Source organism: Paenibacillus sambharensis, assembly GCF_003233845.1.
Taxonomy (GTDB): Bacteria; Bacillota; Bacilli; order Paenibacillales; family Paenibacillaceae; genus Paenibacillus_I; species Paenibacillus_I sambharensis.
The window spans coordinates 379,075-396,804 of record NZ_QKRB01000057.1; the positions used below are offsets into that span (position 1 = coordinate 379,075).

Below are 17,730 nucleotides of genomic sequence, written 5' to 3' on the forward strand. Positions count from 1 at the left end.
GGAGAAGCTTGAATGAGTATGTCCGAGCAATTTTTGCCGGCTTTTCTGGAAGAGGTCGTAGGGGACCGCTTCGGCCGGTATTCCAAATATATAATTCAAGACCGTGCAATTCCCGATGTCCGGGATGGTCTTAAGCCTGTACAGCGGCGAATTCTGTACGCGATGTACGATGCAGGCAACACGCCTGATAAGACTTACCGTAAGTCGGCCAAGACGGTTGGTGACGTGATGGGTAATTATCACCCGCACGGTGACTCTTCGATCTACGAAGGCATGGTTCGGATGGCGCAGCCCTGGAAGATGGGCCATGTGCTTATCGACGGCCATGGCAACTGGGGCTCAATGGATGATGATCCGGCAGCCGCTATGCGTTATACAGAGGCAAGATTGTCCAAGATCGCTATGGAGCTGCTTCGTGACATAGAGAAGCGCACGGTGCAGTTCAAGGACAACTTCGACAATACGACGAAGGAACCGGTTGTTCTGCCTGCCCGTTATCCGAACCTCCTTGTAAATGGGGTCAGCGGCATCTCCTCCGGTTTTGCAACGGAGATTCCGCCTCATAACCTGAGGGAAATCATCGATGCCTGTATTGCCGTTATGGATAATGCCGATATATCGCTGGAGCAGCTGATGTCCATCGTAGCCGGCCCTGACTTTCCGACAGGCGGGATTATTATGGGCGGGGAAGGCATCCGGGATGCTTACCAAACAGGCAAAGGCCGGATCTATATCCGTTCCCGGACTGCGATCGAAGAAGTTCGCGGCGGGCGCAAGCAGATCGTGATAACCGAGATACCGTATCAGGTCGTGAAGTCTCGTCTGGTAACAGCGATGGAGAATATCCGGCTGGAGAAAAAGGTTGAGGGCATCTCAGAGGTTCGGGACGAGAGCGGCCGGGATGGCATGCGGATCGTCATTGAACTGAAGAAGGAAGCGGACGCCGAAGGAATCCTTGCCTATTTGTTGAAGAAGACGGACCTGCAGGTCACATACAACTTCAATATGGTTGCAATTGTTAACAAGACGCCCAAGCAGCTTGGTTTAAAGGAGATGCTGGCCGCCTACATTGCCCATCAGAAGGAAGTCGTCACGTACCGGACCCAGTTTGATCTGGAGAAGGCAGAGGACAGGGCGCATGTGCTTGAGGGCCTTGTAAAAGCCTTGAATCTGCTTGATGAAGTCATCGCGACAATTAAGGCTTCGAAGAACCGTCAGGACGCTCAGAAGAACCTCGTCGACAAGTTTGACTTCACAGAGCGTCAGGCCGACGCCATTCTGACCCTCCAGCTGTACAGGCTGACCAATCTCGAGATTACATCGCTGGAGAAGGAGCTTAAGTCGCTGGCCAAACAAATCGCTTACCTGCAGTCTATTCTGGCAAGCGAGAAGAAGCTGCTCGGCGTCATTAAGGACGAGCTTACCGAAATTAGGGGCAGCTATGGAATTGACCGCCGGTCCGACATCCGCAGCGAAGTGGAAGAGCTCAAGGTTAACCTGGAGGTCATGGTGACCCCGGAAGAAGTGCTCGTGACACTCAGCCGAGACGGCTACATCAAGCGTACGGGTATGCTTTCCTTTACGCGCTCGGGCGGTGAACGTCATACATCCGGTATTAAGGAAGGCGATATGATCCGCCATGTGCTGGAGGTCAATACGATCGAGAATCTCTTGCTGTTCTCGCGCAAGGGCTTCTACTTCCTGCTGCCAGTGCATCAAATTCCTGAGTTTAAGTGGAAGGATGCAGGAACGGCGCTGGTCAATGTGGTCCCGCTAGCCAAGGATGACAGTATCGTCAGCATCATTCCGGTGAAGAGCTTCGAACAGGCCGAGCAGTCGTTAGTATTCATCACGAGGCGGGGTCAAGTGAAGCGGACCGAGCTGAAGGATTATTATACAACCAGGTCTACGGCCATTGTAGCTTGTAAGCTAGGTGAACATGATGAAGTGATTAAGGTAGCCATGAGCGATGGCTCCAAGGATATCCTGCTTGTCAGCAGTCAAGGTATGAGTATCCGTTTTGCCGAACGTGAAGTGAGCACGATGGGCCGCGTCTCTGGAGGAGTAAAGGGAATACAGCTCAAGGAAGGCGATGACGTCGCGGCTGCCGACTGGGTGGAAGGCGACGAAGGAGAAGTGCTGGTTGTATCTGATCATGGATACGCCAAGCGTTCCCTGCTGCTGGATTACCCGGTTCAGGGCAGAGGGGGGAAAGGCGTCATCACCTTTGAGTTCAAGGAAGGCAAGCGAATTAAGCCCAATGGTGACCGGATCGTTGGCGCGATGCACTGTCTCGAAGACCGCCTAATCCTGGCTGTCAAGGAGAATGGACAGATGCTGGAGTTCCATTCGGACAAAGCTCCTTTGGAGGAACGGAAATCAACAGGCAGACAGATGGTACAGGCTGATCGCAAGGAGCCGGTGCTGTATATCCAAGAGCCTTTCTAGACTCTAACGAGCCATATGAGTTGATATATAGAATAGCCGCTGCTCGGGTTTATACCGGACAGCGGTTTTTTATGGTTTTCGACAGTTGAAGGAAATGTTATTATGTCGCAAATTGTCGTTTATAAGCTGAACCTACCGATTAATAGCACAAATTATTAATTGCATTAATCTTTTATTCGACATCATCAAATGTTATAATTATGAACAAAGGCAAGTAATGGAACGGCTGTGACGCTTCATCAAAATGGAGGGGAATCAATGCATGCAACAGAGTTTGCCCGCTTATGGATGAGAATGACGAAGGAATGGAAGATGCACCTTGAAGATGCTCTAGCGCCCGGACTTACGGAGGGTCAGCTTAATGTTCTCGAGCTTCTGCTTGCTCATCAACCGATGAAGCCATCGGATCTGCTTCAATATCTGTCCACAACTCCAGCAGCCATCACGACACTGCTGGACCGGATGGAACGCGGAGGATTAATTACAAGATCCCGAGATCAAGCAGATCGGCGTATCGTCTGGGTTAATGTAACGGAGAATGGAGAGCAGGAGGCGAGGCGCGGAATGGAAGTCCGCGAGCGGTATATCCAGCAGGCTCTCGACCGCATTTCCTCCCATAACCAGCAGCTGTTAGTCTACCTTCTTGGCAAAGTCGCCAATACGGAAGCAACAGTCAGCAGGTAATAACGATAACCAAGCCGCAAGCTTCAGCTTGCGGCTTTAAGTTTGTTCATTCTGTTGGCTAGGATAGACATTGCTTTTTCCATTTGCTTGTAATCCGCGCTGCTCAGCTGTTTGTCCGAACGCTTCTTCAGCATCTCTTCCATAGGAAGAACACGGTACTTCATCTTCCCGTTGTCCTTATAGCGGTGGACCCAAGTAAAATGCGGTTTTATATTCTCGAAGCTGATCTGCCCGGTACCCGCTTCTCTGCGCACCGTTATCTCGAAGATGACGCCATTATCCTTGGTGTCTCCGCGCTGGTTAGATATAAAATTGCCCATCGAGTACAAAATAACGCCCTGTCTTTTGCGGCCATCCGTATCATAGGCGGACACCACCTCATAAGGCTGAACGACATGGGGGTGTGAGCCGGCAACGATGTCTCCCCCTGCTTGAATAATTGCCCTGGCGATCTTGCGCTGGCTTTCACTTGGCACGGTTTGATATTCCGTGCCAAAGTGCATGGCAACCGTCACGAACTCGGCACCCTGACGGCGCAGCGCGGCGATATCCTTAACGCATGCTTCCTCATCCCATATGGACACCGCATAAGGCTTGCCGCTAGGCAGCGGAATACCATTGGTTCCGTACGTGTAGGCAAGCAGTCCCATCGTAATACCGTTCTGCTCGATTAAGACCGCCTTACGGGATTCCGCCTTGCTCCTTGCTGTTCCCTTCGTATAGAATCCGAGCTTGTCCAGATGAGCGAGAGTTCGTTCAATTCCCTTATAGCCTTGATCCAGGGCATGGTTATTCGCAGTGGTAACGATCGTTATGCCGGCTTCACGCAAAGCATCGGCAATTTCGTAGGGCGCATTGAAGCGGGGGAAGCCGCTGTAGTGATCCCCGGCTAGTGGGGCTTCCAGGTTGGCGAGCACCCAATCCCCCTTCCGGAGTATACCGGATACAGGTTCAAATACATCGTTAAAATCATAGCTGCCGGATGCCTTGTCGTAGGAGCCGGGCAGCTGCGGCATATGAACCATAATGTCGCCGACTGCCAGCCATACCGCTTCTGCAGCCTGCAAGGTCTGCTCTGACGGCTTGTCCTGCTCAGGGCTGATCAAGGTTCTATCTGAATCTTCCTGGGGCTGCTGGATATCGTTGCCTGTTGAGATATTCGGGTCAGAGGGGCTTTGGACCCCGTTGTCCTGCTTGGAACCGGAACCTCCTTGAACCATGGGATCCGCAGAGTCATGCTGCATGGGCGGGATGGGATCAGATGGCGGTGAAGGGGCGCTGCTGCGGAGCATATTCCATCCAAGGGCAATAATGATCAGCAGCATGCACAGATTTACGAGGACTAATCGTCGGATAGCCGTTCATCTCCCTCATTCATGTAGCGGGTACAGGCCAGTTCGAGCTCCACGCTGCTCCATGCCGCCCAGATGCCAGTCGGCGGCGGAGCTGCACGGAAGGTCATCCATTCCTTGGATACCGGATGGCTTACTCCGATAAATGCGGACCAGAGCGCGATATCCTGGGGAACAGCATCAGAGCTTGTGCGCCCGGCTGGACGGCCGTATTTGCGGTCTCCTGCGAGGGGCGCGCCAACAGCAGCCATCTGAACCCTGATCTGGTGCGGCCTTCCGGTATGCAGCCGTACAGCTATAAGTGCGGAACGGTGCTCCTTATTAGCTGCTACAGCGGTATAGTCGAGCACTGCTTCCTTCGTGTCCGGTCCCGGCCGATTATTAGCCTGAACGGTATTGGTCTTGCTGTCCTTGCGCAGATGATGAACCAACCGGGCGCTCTTGTCGGCCGGTATGCCGTCTGTTACAGCTGCATAGCATTTATGAAAGCTGCGGCTGCGTACGGATTCGGACAGGCGCGAAGCGGCTTTGGATGTCTTGGCGAACAGCATGATTCCGCCAACCGGACGGTCGAGCCGGTGGACAAGCCCGAGATAGACATTACCCGGCTTGCTGTAGCGTTCTTTAAGGTCTGCTTTAAGCAGGGTCAGCATGTCCGGAGCGCCGCTTTCATCCTCCTGGCTGGGTACGCCAGGAGGCTTGATGACGGCTAGAATATGATTGTCTTCATACAATATGGATATATCGTCGTATGAAGGGACAGGTATGCGGTGCTGCATTATTCCGACTCCCAGCGTCCCAGAATGCCGCAAGGCAGATTAAGCCCCGAGCGGGTAATGGGCAGCCCGATTTCACCGCAGCTGATGCGTCCGCCATGCTTGCGGCCGATCGTCATCTTCAGCAGGTTATGCAGGACGCTTGGAGATAGGCCGGTTGTATAGGAATTTATCAGCATGAACAGCGGATCAGGCGACAGGATGGACATACAGGATTCGAGGAAGGGATACAGGTTCTGTTCAAGCTTCCACATCTCCCCGTTCGGGCCGCGTCCGTAAGAGGGTGGGTCCATAATGATGGCATCGTATTGCTTGCCTCTGCGCTCCTCACGCTGAACAAATTTGAATACATCGTCTGTGATATAACGAATGGGCTTGTCCGCAAGACCGGACAGCGTCGCATTTTCCTTAGCCCAGGCTACCATTCCCTTCGCTGCATCTACATGGCAAACTTCTGCGCCGGCCAAGGCAGCTGCGGCAGTCGCCCCGCCTGTATAAGCAAACAGATTAAGAACCCGGACAGGCCTTCCGGCCGTGCGGATCTTATCCATGATCCAGCTCCAGTTAACCGCCTGCTCGGGAAACAATCCTGTATGCTTGAAATTGGTTGGTCTAATCAGAAAACGCAGCCCTTCGTAGCTGATCTGCCAGGCTTCGGGGAGTTTCTGATTGTAGCTCCATTGTCCGCCGCCAGATGAGCTTCTGTGATAGTGAGCATGGGGCTGCTGCCATTCCTTGGTTTCCTTAACGATCGGCCATATGATCTGCGGATCTGGACGGCGCAGCACGATGCTTCCCCAGCGTTCCAGCTTCTCGCCGTCTCCTGTGTCAATAACTTCATAATCCTTCCATTTGTCTGCTAAGTACATCTGTAGGTCCTTCCTTGGTTTGAAATTTGTAGCCGATGCCCCTCACGGTATGAATATACCGGGGGCTTGCCGGATCACATTCGATTTTTTTGCGAAGGTTGCTGATATGAACCATTAGGGTACGGGTATCCCCGATGCTGCTCGCTCCCCATACAACCTGGTAGAGATCGTCAAGACGGAACGCCTTGTTCGGATTCTGTGCCAGGTAAGAGAGCAGGTCAAACTCTTTGACCGATAAGGAAATACTGCGTTCCCCGCACTGCACAGTACGGCCGTCCAGGTCAATTACAAGCTCACCAAATTGCAGCAGGGAAGCGGGCTTATTCGCATCGGCGGATTGTCGTTCCAGCCGCCTGGTGCGGCGCAGCTGAGCTTGAACCCGGGCCACCAGCTGCCGGGGACTGAAAGGCTTGGTAATGTAATCGTCGCCGCCGACTGACAAACCGTGTATAATGTCGTTATCGTCATCCTTGCAGCTTACAAATAAAATGGGCACATCCGACGATTTGCGGATCTGCCTGCAAACTTCGATGCCGTCGAGCTCCTTAAGCAGGATATCGAGCACGATCAGATCGGGATTCATCTGCTCAGCGAGCAGTATCGCGTCCGTTCCGTTGTCGGCTATATAGACGTTATAACCTTCACGTGTCAGATACATTTGTATAAGCTCGGTTATTTCCGGTTCGTCATCGACAACCAGAATGGTGTGTACTTCCATTCCTACTCCTCCTTACCATTAGCAACTATTATAACGAAATGGAGGGAGAGGAAGCAATGAGGCTAGACGTTTTAGGGGGAGAAATTGTTGTTTAGAAAAACTTGGGTTATCGTCCTGCTTGCTGCGCTGATTATGGCTGCTGCCGGCTGCAGCCAACCAGAGAAGATACAAGGGGCGAATGCAAGAGAGGGAATACTTGACTTGCGCGGTGGTGACTTCTCCGGGAATCAGACAAGGGCAATGGACGGGGAGTGGCAGTTCTATCCGGACAAGCTGCTCGAACCGGGACAGACAGAAGAAGAATTCAGCACCTATATGAGGGTGCCGAAGTCATGGAACAATTATCCGACACCTTATGGTTACGCAGACGGTAAAGGCTATGGCACGTATCGTCTGACGCTCCTTACAGATCCTGAGCCTTCTGTGCTTGCCATCAGACTGCCTACGATATCCACGGCTTATAAGCTATGGATCAATGGCGAAGTGCGAGCGGAGATGGGCAGAGTAGGTACTGATGAGGCCAGCGAGAAGCCTGCGCAGACCCCGCATGTTGTCACATTCGCCAATGAGCCTGGCAAGACTGAGCTTGTGCTTCAAGTTTCGAACTTTCACCATCAGCGGGGCGGGATATGGGGGCAGCTGGACATCGGAGCTCCGACAGCCATTATTGAGCAGCACACACGGGATGCAGGTCACAACGCAGGTCTTTTTGGCAGCTTGGTGATAATTGGTTTATATCACATCGCCTTGTTTGCGCTCCGCAGGGAAGAGAAATTCACGATTCACTTTGGTCTGTTATGTCTGGTCGTAGGCATTAGAACGGTCGTGACGGACGAAGCGCTGTTGCTAAGATGGGTTCCTTCTATATCATGGGAGGCCGGCTTCAAGATGGAATACTTGACCCTCGTGCTTAGCGCTGTTGCAGCCTATATGTATGTCAACCGATTGTTTCCGCTGGATACCTCCAGACGTCTTAGAATATATGTATTGTCTGTGTCAACGCTGTTTACGGGCATCATTCTGCTGCTTCCATCCTACGAGTTATCACGTATGCTGCCGCTGTTCCAGGTTTTCATTGTGTCGATCGCCTTATATCTTGTCGTCGTGCTGATCAGAGGATTTATAAGGAAGAGAGAGGGCTCGGTCTTTGTTCTGGTCGGTGTTATGGTCTTCATCCTCTCCGTTATTAATGACATCCTGTATTATATGGAGTCTCTGCATTCCACGGATCTCGTACCGCTCGGATTGTTCTTCTTTATTCTGATGCAGGCTTTCATCATCTCCACCCGCTTCTCGAAGGCGCTGAGGAGCGTCGAGACGGTCTCGGAGCAGCTTCTCGAGCTGAACAATCATCTGGAAGACCGGATCGAGGAACGGACCGTAGCCCTGCGCAAGTCCAAAGAAGAGATTGAAGCGACCAATATAGAGCTTGAGAAGCTTGAACGGTCACGCAGACATCTGCTTACGAATATTTCCCATGATCTCCGTACACCTATGACACTGATTCAGGGATATCTCGAGGCAATGCAGGATGGCATTGTTCAAGGAAAGGACCAGCAGGATCATTATGTGCGCATGATGCTGGGGAAGATTGAAAGTCTTAATCGTCTGATCAGCGATCTGTTTGAGCTGTCTAAGCTGGAGTCAGGCCAGGTGACCTTTGACCGGAAAAAAGTCCTTCTCCGCAATTGGATTGATGATATTAGGGAATTCTATGAATTGGATATCGAAAACCGCGGTATGCAGCTGCATATTGTGGAGCCTGACACAGCAAGAGCGGATTCGGACCGGATTTCGGTATTCATGGATGAGATGCGGATTAATCAGGCACTTGGGAATCTGATCTATAATGCGCTCAAGCATATGCAGCCGGGCGGGCTGATCAAGCTTGTATTTACATATAATCCGGTGAGAAGGAAAATCATACTGGATGTCCGGGATGACGGCTCCGGAATTGCAAGCGAGGATCTGCCTTTTATTTTCGACCGCTTCTATAAAAAAGATAAATCCAGAAATTCTGCCGGGGGCGGGAGCGGGATTGGACTTGCTATCGTCAAGGAAATCATTGAACTTCATGAAGGCCAGGTTTCTGCAGACAGCGTGCCGGGCGAGGGAGCGAGCTTCCGCATTGAATTGCCGGCCAAGGAGGAAGAGGGGACAAGATGACCAAATATGCAGCTGGTAGAGCTAATGGAAGCAGAAAGCTGGCACTCTGGACAGGTGCTGCAGCCAGTTCGGCTGTCTGCCTTGCGCTTTATGCCTGGCTCCCCGCCAAAGGCAGCGGTCAGCGGTATACGGCATTTGATCAAGTAATCGCCGATTGGCTGAAAACTACCGTAAGCGGTATGCTTACCGCTTACGGCAAGTTTCTGACCTTCATCGGCAGTACGGGAAGCATAATTGGAATTACGGTCGTTCTGACATTAGTGTTACTTCTTCTTACAGGCTGGAGGCAGGCGTTAGCGCTGCCTGTTTCGGTCGCCCTGGCTTACGGAATCAACACATGGATTAAGCACTCGGTCGCAAGACCGCGTCCCGACAAAGCATGGGGGATAGAAGCTTCAGGCTACAGCTTCCCAAGCACGAATGCCGCGACAGCGATGGCTCTATATCTGATGTTCGCCATCATCGCTTGCCGTTCAGAACGGGTAAAGCCGGCAGTCAAGGCTCTCATAACCGTGCTATCCGGAATTCTCATTGTCAGTGCCGGATGGAGCCGCTTGTATTTCTCTGTTCACTATGCAACGGATGTGCTTGGCGGGTTTGCGGCCGGTGCTGCTGTTGTACTGGCAATTGCCGCCCTCACGAAAGCGCGTACATAATATCGTAAAGCACGGGACGGAATACTATTCCGCCTGCTTCAAGACTTGAATCATCTTATCAATGGAGGCCTTCCGTTTCGAATGATCCATCTTGTTGAGCAGGCGGATGATCTCCGCTGTATCGGGAGTTAGCGTCGGATGGTCACGATGCTCCCGTTTGACCGGCTCGCCGCCGATCATATAATCAAGCGATACCCCAAAAAAAGCGGACAGCTTGATCAGCGTTTCATAGACGGGCTGCCTGTTATTAATCTCATAATGGCTGTAGGCGGAACGGGTAATCCCAATATGCCTCGCGACTTCTTCCTGTGATATGTTCTTCTGCAACCGCAGTTCCCGTAATCGATCTCCCATCGTCATTTGTTTTGGCTCCTCACACAAATAAATAACACATTCCTAACTACGCCAACTTAACAAAAAAGGTTACTAGTAGTAATTTATGATACAAAGTGTATCATTGTCAAGAGCAGGATGCTGCGAAAGTGCATGAATATTTTATAAAAGCGGGATGTAATATTTTGAAGGGTCCCCTTAAGATGTGCTATGATACGGAGTAAATGATAATGAGAATTATTATCGGAATATAAGTCTTTTTAAGGAAGGGGCTCATAATGGAAACGGAACTGATGCAAGATAAATTCCATACGACTGTGCTGCAAAGGGAAGGAACGATCGCAAGCTATCCGCTTGCCGATTTATGTGAACCGGGGATGATGAGAGGTTTTCTGGAGAAGTATGGAAGCTTTATCAAAGCGCTTGAGCCGGCGGCGGCAGGCGCCTATTTTGCAAGCTGGCTGAGCTATCCTTCGCTTGCTTGTCAGATGATGATGTCACTATTCGGGAAAAAGCTTGATCTGTCATTGAATAACATGAACTTGGATCTGTATGTGGACGGCGGGAGGGCGGTTCTCTCCTTTCGATTGAATGAGTGGTTAACGGACAACGAGCCTGCAGAGGCCAGCCAGCGTGCAGAGTGGCGTCATGAACTGCTTGCTGCATACTATAGAGACACGGTTCGTCCACTGATCACGGCAGTGTCGGACGCGTGCGGGCTTCATACCAGTCAACTGTGGGGACAGCTGCCGACGAGGTTTCAGTATGGAATTGAAGCGGTGAAAGAACAGGAATGGCCCGAATCAATTCTTGGGCGGGTGGAGAGCGACTATCACTATCTCAAGCAGGGACTTGAAGGCGGTGTGTTCGGACGCGGCAAAAATCCGCTTGACGTGCGCTTTAAGTGGGTGCCAGGCCTGTATAATCCGGATGAGCAGGTGAGACTAAAGAATGCGTGCTGCTACTTTTATTGCACGGAAGGCGGCTATTACTGCTACACCTGCCCGAGAATAAGCGAGACGGAACGAGAAAATAGACGTCTGGAGTATATTCAGCAGCAGCAATTGACCGAAGGCGCCCAGTAAGGCTGCTGTTTTTTGGACAGGGCTGTTGGGTATTTGCTCAATATTTGTTATGATTATTATCACAGTCTGTATATGAATGCCGCCATCTCGGGTATATCCTGTATGGAGTGTCGCTCAATCGTTCACACAAAAGCACACGGAGGTAAGCAGATGAGTAAGGATTCGCGCCTTAGGGCGCCTTGGGAGCAGTATGCGGGTCCCAATATCGGGTATCTGCTGGAGCAGTATGAACGCTACACGCAAGATCCGTCTTCAGTTGCGCAGGAATACAAGGATTTGTTCGATCAGTACGGCGAACCGCCTTTCCGTTCCGCTGCAGCGGGGACAATAGCAGTATCAGAGTCTTCTCATGTACAGCAGCCGGATGCCAACCTGCTGAAAAAAATTGTCGCAGCCGGCAAAATCGTCTGGAATATTCGTACATATGGCCACCTGGCAGCAGATATCGACCCGCTTGGTCTGCAGAAGACAGCGCCGGACACCCGTCTGCTGGATCCCGAGGCGTATGGACTTAGCCAAACGGATCTGGATTCATTCCCTGCCACATGGGTCTGGGAGGAGGCACCGGAGCGCGTCAAGACAGGATGGGATGCCATTTCTCATCTCCGTACCGTTTACACCGGAAGAATCGCTTACGAATTCAGTCATGTGCATGAACAAAGCGAGCGGGAATGGCTCATTGCCCAAGCAGAGAGTGACGGCAAGCCGGAACCGCTGTCCAATGAGGAGCGCTGTGCGCTGCTCAAACGAATTGTCGAAGTGGAAGAGTTCGAACGGTTTCTGCACCGTACGTTTGCCGGGCAAAAAAGGTTCTCTCTTGAGGGTACAGACATGCTGGTGCCAATGGTAGACGAGATTGTCCGCCGCTCTGCAGGCCATGGAGCTGAGCACATGCTGATGGGGATGGCTCACCGCGGCCGGCTGAATGTTCTGGCCCATGTTCTTGGCAAGCCGTATGGGGCTATTTTTTCCGAGTTTCATCATTCACCGAATAAGGATATGATACCTAGCGAAGGTTCAATGGGTATTAATTTCGGCTGGACCGGAGATGTGAAATATCATCTGGGCGGCAGCCATGCTGTGAAGCCGAAGGAAACGGTACAAATCCGTGTTACGCTGGCTCATAATCCTAGTCACCTCGAATTTGTCAATCCGGTTGTAGAAGGTTTTACGCGTGCAGCACAAGAGGATCGGACAAAGCCGGGTTATCCGGAGCAGGATGTTGATAAAGCGGTTACAGTCCTCGTGCACGGCGATGCAGCGTTTGCAGGTGAAGGAGTTGTAGCGGAGACGCTAAACTTTAATCAGCTGACCGGTTACCGTAACGGTGGAACGGTGCACATCATTGCGAACAACCGTCTGGGCTTTACGACAGACAGCAAGGATGCCCGTTCGACTTATTATGCCAGCGACCTGGCCAAAGGTTATGAAATACCAATCATTCACGTTAATGCCGATGATCCGGAGGCTTGTATCAATGCGATTCGGATGGCTTGTGATTATCGGGCGAAGTTCCGGAAGGACTTCCTGATCGACCTGATCGGATACCGGCGCTACGGCCATAATGAAATGGACGATCCGGATGCGACACAGCCGCTTATGTACCAGAAGGTACGGAACCATCCGACTGTCAGCAATGTCTTTGCCGATAAGCTGCTAACCCGTGGGCTGATTGAGGAGGATCACTTGGCGAACCTCCGCCAAGAGGTGCAGAGCATGCTGCAGCAGACTTATGAGGTTGTGAAGAAGAATGAGAAGGCTGATCCTCCTAACTTCAAATCCGAGCGTCTTAACGCAGAGATCGGTACAGATATCGTGACTGCCGTTCCGCTTGATCGGCTGAAGAGTATCAATGAAGAGCTCCTGCGGTGGCCGGATGGCTTCCATGTCTATCCGAAACTGAGACGAATTCTGGAACGCCGTGCAGTCGCGTTCAACGAAGGGGAAAAGGTGGATTGGGCTTTAGCCGAAGCCATTGCTTTTGCGACCATCCTGGAGGACGGTGTACCTATCCGCATGAGCGGACAGGATTCGGAGCGGGGCACGTTTGCCCATCGTCACATCGTTCTGCATGATTCCGAGACAGGTGAAGAATACTGCCCGCTGCACCGGTTTCCGCAAGCTCGCGCTTCGTTCGCTATTCATAACAGTCCCTTGTCGGAAGCGGCGGTTCTTGGGTTCGAATACGGATACAACGTGTTCTCGCCAGAGACGCTTGTCCTGTGGGAAGCTCAGTACGGCGACTTTGGAAACGCGGCACAGGTCATCATTGACCAATTCATTGCGGCCAGCCGTGTAAAATGGTCGCAGCGTTCCGGGCTTGTTATGCTGCTGCCGCACGGTCATGAGGGTCAAGGCCCGGAGCATTCCAGTGCCCGGCTTGAGAGGTATCTGCAGCTGGCAGGGGACAACAACTGGACGGTTGCCAATCTAACGAAGGCATCCCAATACTTCCACCTGCTCCGTAAGCAGGCTGGTCTGACGAAGAGCCCGGAAATGCGTCCGCTTATTCTGATGGCGCCTAAGAGTCTGATTCGTAACCCGAGAGTGGCTTCAACCGCTTCTGAGTTTACCGAAGGCACGTTCCTGCCGGTAATTGAACATATGCAGGGCGGTGATGACAGCCGCGTCGAACGGCTTATTCTCTGCAGCGGTAAAGTAACGGTAGATATACTGGATGCGGTTGACAACGCAGAAGGGGATGAGAAGGAATGGCTCCGTGTCGTGAGTGTCGAGCAGCTGTATCCGTTCCCGGAAGAGAAGGTTCAAGCGATAATCGACCGCTTCCCGAATTTAAGCGAGCTCGTTTGGATGCAGGAAGAGCCCGGCAACATGGGAGCATGGACATTCGCGCGTCCTTACCTGCAGATGCTGGCACCTGACAAGGCTGAAGTGCGTTATATCGGACGTCCAGACCGTTCCAGTCCTGCTAGCGGTTACCAATATATTCACAGCTTCGAGCAAGACTATATTCTGAAGCAGGCACTGCGCCGTACGACAACGGAAAGCATGACCAAGGGGAGGTAAATTTCGTGGCAGATATTATTATTCCTGAGCTCGGTGAATCCATTACGGAAGGCACGATTTCCAGATGGCTGAAGAAGGAGGGGGACTCTGTACAAGCAGGGGACCTCTTGGTGGAACTGGAAACGGATAAGGTCAACCTTGAAATCAGTGCGGAAGCGGACGGTGTGCTGGGCGCCCAGTTAAAGGGTGAAGGCGATGCTGTTCAGGTTGGCGAGAAGATCGGCACCATCTCGGCATCTGCTGGCGGATCTGCAGCCAATAAGACGCCAAGCGAGCCTGAGGGCGGCGAGGCAGCCGCAGCGGTTGCGGCTCCACCGAATCAAGAGGCTGCAGGCTCGCGCAGCATTCAGAATGCCGGTCCTGCAGAGAATCCGACTCAGGTAAAGGCATCGCCTGCCGCACGCAAGCTTGCGCGCGAGAAGGGCATTGAGCTCGATGGCGTGAAGGGCAAGGACCCGCTAGGACGCATCTTCCCAGATGATGTCCGGGATGCAGGGTCTGCTCCGGCTGCCGGCCAGAGCCAGACTCAACAGCCAGAGGCCAAGCAGCCGGCTGCTCCAGCCGCTTCTGCTTCTGCTCAGGAGAGCTCCAGCGGTAAGCCTGTAGACCGGCAGCGGATGTCCCGCCGCCGTCAAACCATTGCTAACCGACTGGTGGAAGCCCAGCAGACTGCTGCCATGCTGACGACCTTCAACGAGGTAGATATGACAGCGATTCTTGATGTGCGCAAACGCCGGAAACAGTCCTTCCAGGAAAAGCATGATGTGGGACTTGGCTTCATGTCGTTCTTTACCAAGGCCGTGGTTGGTGCGCTCAAGGCATTCCCTTATCTGAATGCAGAGATCGACGGGCAGGATATTCTGGTTAAGAAATTTTACGATATCGGTATTGCGGTAGCTGCGAAGGAAGGTCTCGTCGTGCCAGTCGTACGGGATGCTGACCGCCTCGGCTTCGCGGAGATCGAACGGACAATTGCCAGTCTTGCAGATAAAGCCCGCAGCAATACGCTGGCACTATCCGAACTGCAGGGCGGCACCTTCACCATCACGAATGGTGGTGTGTTTGGTTCGCTGCTGTCCACACCAATCCTGAATACCCCTCAAGTAGGTATTCTGGGCATGCACAAAATCCAGCTGCGACCGGTCGCTATTGACGCTGAACGTATGGAGAACCGGCCGATGATGTATATTGCGCTATCTTACGATCACCGTATTGTTGACGGCAGTGAAGCCGTACGGTTCCTTGTAAAAGTGAAGGAGCTGCTTGAGGATCCGGAAACTCTGCTGCTTGAAGGCTAAGAAGGCCGCAGCGCAGTTTCATTTCTACCGCCCTATAAAACAGAGAAGCCTCGCGCATCTACGCATGTGCGGGGCTTTTCTGTTGATCTAGCCGTGAATAGTCAGTCTTATCGCTGTGGCGGACTTATTGTTAATGCAAAGAAGCCAATCTCCGGAGGAGATTGGCTTCTTATTCATCTGCGCTGCAATTAAACCAGGATTGTGCGGGAGATGATTACCAGAAGAATGAAGAGAACCAGAATTGCACCAGTCGAAGTCCAAAGGCCAGCACCTGCACCTGCACCTACACCTGCTCCGTATGCCATTGCGAAACACTCCAATCTTGTTGTTTTTTGTGGATCGCTCATCCACAGAATCATTGTATGTCGGAGATCATTGCTGGTCTGGACGTGAGTCCAGTTCCATGATTATTTGGGCTGAGGGGGGGATTTATCACCGGGCTGATCTATCATGAGGAGGATTGTTGACGATGATAATCATTATCAAATACAATGGGGAAGCAATACATTTGAGATTATAACTTACAGAGAGTCACAATGTCTGACAAGAGGAGGTCGCAGATAGATGCCAAACACGGTGCTGAGCAGCAGAGAAGCAGGATTTGCCTGGCATAATGCTATGTTTCGGCTTACAGAAGCGGATGTGTTCAGGGGAGAGGGAGGCACCCTGCTAGCGCAGCAGCTGACAAGCCAGTTTGTACTGATCTTTGTTTCCCGCGGAGTCGGGAAGCTTGTTCTAGATAACGCGGAAATCAGGCTTGAGCCAGGCGGCGGTTACCTGTGCCCGCCAGGTCGAACCTACGGGCTGCAAGCCACTATGACCGACGGCATGGACGTTAATCTGCTGCAGTTTGACGTGATGGTTCCCTGTGAAGAGGGTAATAGCTGGCGCCCCGCAAGGGCGGAGGATGTACGGGCTGCAGGCCAGGAATTCTCGTTCCTGCTAAGGGATGCAGGTGAGATGATTATCGCATGTGATACTGTTATCCGCCTGATACACAGTCAGGATCCGCTGGACTGTTTTCAGGCCCAGATTTCCTTTCAGGAGATCCTGCATTTGGCAGTACGAAGCAGCAGGCAGCAATCGGAGAACTTGGTGATGTCTCTGTGGGAAGTGAAGCAATATATGGATGAACATTTCCAGCAAAATCTCTCGATCGAACATCTTGCCAAGCTGGCTGGTGTCAGCCCCAAATACTTTGTGGATTTATTCAAGAAAACCTTCGGTTTAAGCGCGCTTGATTATCTGACAGAGGTGAGAATAAGCAAGGCCAAGCGGTACCTGCTTCATTCCGGTGCCAAGCTCCGTGATATAGCCAGGCAGGTTGGCTATCAGGATGAGTTTTATTTTAGCCGGAAATTCAAGCAGTCAGCTGGGATGTCTCCAACCGCCTTCATACGAAGCAGAAGCAGGAGGGTTGCGGCGTATGGAACCGGCTCAACCGGCTATCTGATCGCCCTCCAGGTTGTACCGTATGCAGCTCCCATGCATCCCAAGTGGACGGCTTACTACTATGAGCATTATCGGGATGCCGTCCCTGTGCATCTAAGCGCATTTCGTGTCAATGAGCACTGGGAGCTAAACATCTTAAGGCTTGCGGAGGCAGCTCCGGAGCTGATCCTGTGCCTGGATAACCAGTCTGCGCATGAGCTGAACAAGCTGAAGGACACCGGTGGGGAGGTCTTCATGCTAGACACATCCTTGAGCTGGAGGGAGCAGCTGGGGCAGACGGCAGAGTGGCTGGATGTAAGCCAGGAGGCATCGCAGTGGCTGGCCCGCTATGACAGGCTGGTGCTGCAGGCCAGAAGGCAGCTGAAGCCTGCAGCTGATTCAGAGAAGGTACTCGTCATCCGTTTGCGCAAGCAGCGTATGTACGCCTATTGCAACCGAAGCATGGCTGAGGTTCTCTACGGGGACCTTGGCGTGCAGCCAGCTTACCATGTCTCCGAAGCCCAATATGATATTGAACTCTCAATGAATGAGCTCCTGTTGATCAATCCAGACCGAATCCTGCTTAATATATGCCGGGAGAGCGAGACACTCGCCCTCTGGAAGCAGCGGAAGCAGTCGGCGGAATGGCAAGCACTGTCCGCGGCTGCCGCAGGCCGAGTGCATATCATCCATACAGATCCTTGGGGAGAATACTCGCCGGCCGCTCATGAACGGATGATAAAGGCCTATCTGTTGATTTTGACCGGAAATCGTACATGACAGTTCTGGATATTGTCCATGTTCTTCTAGGCGGAATACGGCTACAATAAATAATGATAATCATTATCAATTACATACAGGAGATTGGAAGGGAGACAGAAGGAAGC

Annotated in this window: 14 protein-coding genes; 8 read left to right on the forward strand and 6 right to left on the reverse strand. The window is 52.2% G+C overall.

The window, feature by feature from the left end:
- Positions 1-12: 12 nt before the first annotated feature.
- Positions 13-2,448, forward strand: a complete 2,436-nt coding sequence (gyrA, locus tag DNH61_RS23580; protein WP_111149272.1) for a DNA gyrase subunit A — start codon at positions 13-15, stop codon at positions 2,446-2,448.
- A gap of 258 nt (positions 2,449-2,706) precedes the next feature.
- Complete coding sequence (locus DNH61_RS23585) at positions 2,707-3,132, forward strand: MarR family winged helix-turn-helix transcriptional regulator (RefSeq protein WP_111149273.1); 426 nt, start codon at positions 2,707-2,709, stop codon at positions 3,130-3,132.
- Positions 3,133-3,155: 23 nt separating this feature from the next.
- Here DNH61_RS23585 and DNH61_RS23590 read toward each other — a convergent pair whose 3' ends face one another.
- The 4 genes from DNH61_RS23590 to DNH61_RS23605 are packed head-to-tail and all read right to left on the reverse strand — an operon-like array spanning position 3,156 to position 6,847.
- Positions 3,156-4,424, reverse strand: coding sequence for a CapA family protein (locus DNH61_RS23590; RefSeq protein ID WP_181438841.1), 1,269 nt, complete (start codon positions 4,422-4,424; stop codon positions 3,156-3,158).
- Between the two features lie 50 nt (positions 4,425-4,474).
- The gene (locus tag DNH61_RS23595) at positions 4,475-5,263 is read right to left on the reverse strand and encodes an RluA family pseudouridine synthase (RefSeq protein ID WP_111149275.1); all 789 of its coding nucleotides are present in this window, start codon (positions 5,261-5,263) and stop codon (positions 4,475-4,477) included.
- The gene (locus DNH61_RS23600) at positions 5,263-6,129 is read right to left on the reverse strand and encodes a class I SAM-dependent methyltransferase (RefSeq protein WP_111149276.1); all 867 of its coding nucleotides are present in this window, start codon (positions 6,127-6,129) and stop codon (positions 5,263-5,265) included. Before DNH61_RS23600 ends, DNH61_RS23595 begins: the two co-directional genes overlap by 1 nt.
- Positions 6,098-6,847, reverse strand: a complete 750-nt coding sequence (locus DNH61_RS23605; RefSeq protein ID WP_111149277.1) for a response regulator transcription factor — start codon at positions 6,845-6,847, stop codon at positions 6,098-6,100. Before DNH61_RS23605 ends, DNH61_RS23600 begins: the two co-directional genes overlap by 32 nt.
- Positions 6,848-6,934: 87 nt before the next feature.
- Here DNH61_RS23605 and DNH61_RS23610 point away from each other — a divergent pair, with 87 nt between their 5' ends.
- Both DNH61_RS23610 and DNH61_RS23615 read left to right on the forward strand, forming a co-directional pair.
- Entirely contained in the window at positions 6,935-9,013 is a 2,079-nt protein-coding gene (locus DNH61_RS23610; RefSeq protein ID WP_111149278.1) for a sensor histidine kinase, read from the forward strand.
- Entirely contained in the window at positions 9,010-9,669 is a 660-nt protein-coding gene (locus tag DNH61_RS23615; RefSeq protein ID WP_111149279.1) for a phosphatase PAP2 family protein, read from the forward strand. Before DNH61_RS23610 ends, DNH61_RS23615 begins: the two co-directional genes overlap by 4 nt.
- Before the next feature lie 24 nt (positions 9,670-9,693).
- Here DNH61_RS23615 and DNH61_RS23620 read toward each other — a convergent pair whose 3' ends face one another.
- Complete coding sequence (locus DNH61_RS23620) at positions 9,694-10,029, reverse strand: helix-turn-helix domain-containing protein (protein WP_111149280.1); 336 nt, start codon at positions 10,027-10,029, stop codon at positions 9,694-9,696.
- 251 nt (positions 10,030-10,280) lie between these two features.
- Between DNH61_RS23620 and DNH61_RS23625 the strand changes: the two genes are divergently transcribed.
- The 3 genes from DNH61_RS23625 (at position 10,281) to odhB (ending at position 15,412) form a co-directional block, all read left to right on the forward strand.
- Positions 10,281-11,087 (forward strand): hypothetical protein, encoded by an 807-nt coding sequence (locus DNH61_RS23625; protein ID WP_111149281.1) that lies wholly within the window; start codon positions 10,281-10,283, stop codon positions 11,085-11,087.
- A gap of 150 nt (positions 11,088-11,237) precedes the next feature.
- Positions 11,238-14,114: a 2-oxoglutarate dehydrogenase E1 component gene (locus DNH61_RS23630; RefSeq protein ID WP_111149282.1), complete on the forward strand. Its 2,877-nt coding sequence runs from the start codon at positions 11,238-11,240 to the stop codon at positions 14,112-14,114.
- Between the two features lie 5 nt (positions 14,115-14,119).
- Complete coding sequence (gene odhB, locus DNH61_RS23635; RefSeq protein WP_111149283.1) at positions 14,120-15,412, forward strand: 2-oxoglutarate dehydrogenase complex dihydrolipoyllysine-residue succinyltransferase; 1,293 nt, start codon at positions 14,120-14,122, stop codon at positions 15,410-15,412.
- 188 nt (positions 15,413-15,600) lie between these two features.
- Here odhB and DNH61_RS23640 read toward each other — a convergent pair whose 3' ends face one another.
- Entirely contained in the window at positions 15,601-15,717 is a 117-nt protein-coding gene (locus tag DNH61_RS23640; RefSeq protein WP_111149284.1) for a sporulation protein YjcZ, read from the reverse strand.
- A gap of 259 nt (positions 15,718-15,976) precedes the next feature.
- Here DNH61_RS23640 and DNH61_RS23645 point away from each other — a divergent pair, with 259 nt between their 5' ends.
- Complete coding sequence (locus DNH61_RS23645) at positions 15,977-17,623, forward strand: AraC family transcriptional regulator (protein WP_111149285.1); 1,647 nt, start codon at positions 15,977-15,979, stop codon at positions 17,621-17,623.
- Positions 17,624-17,730 lie beyond the last annotated feature (107 nt).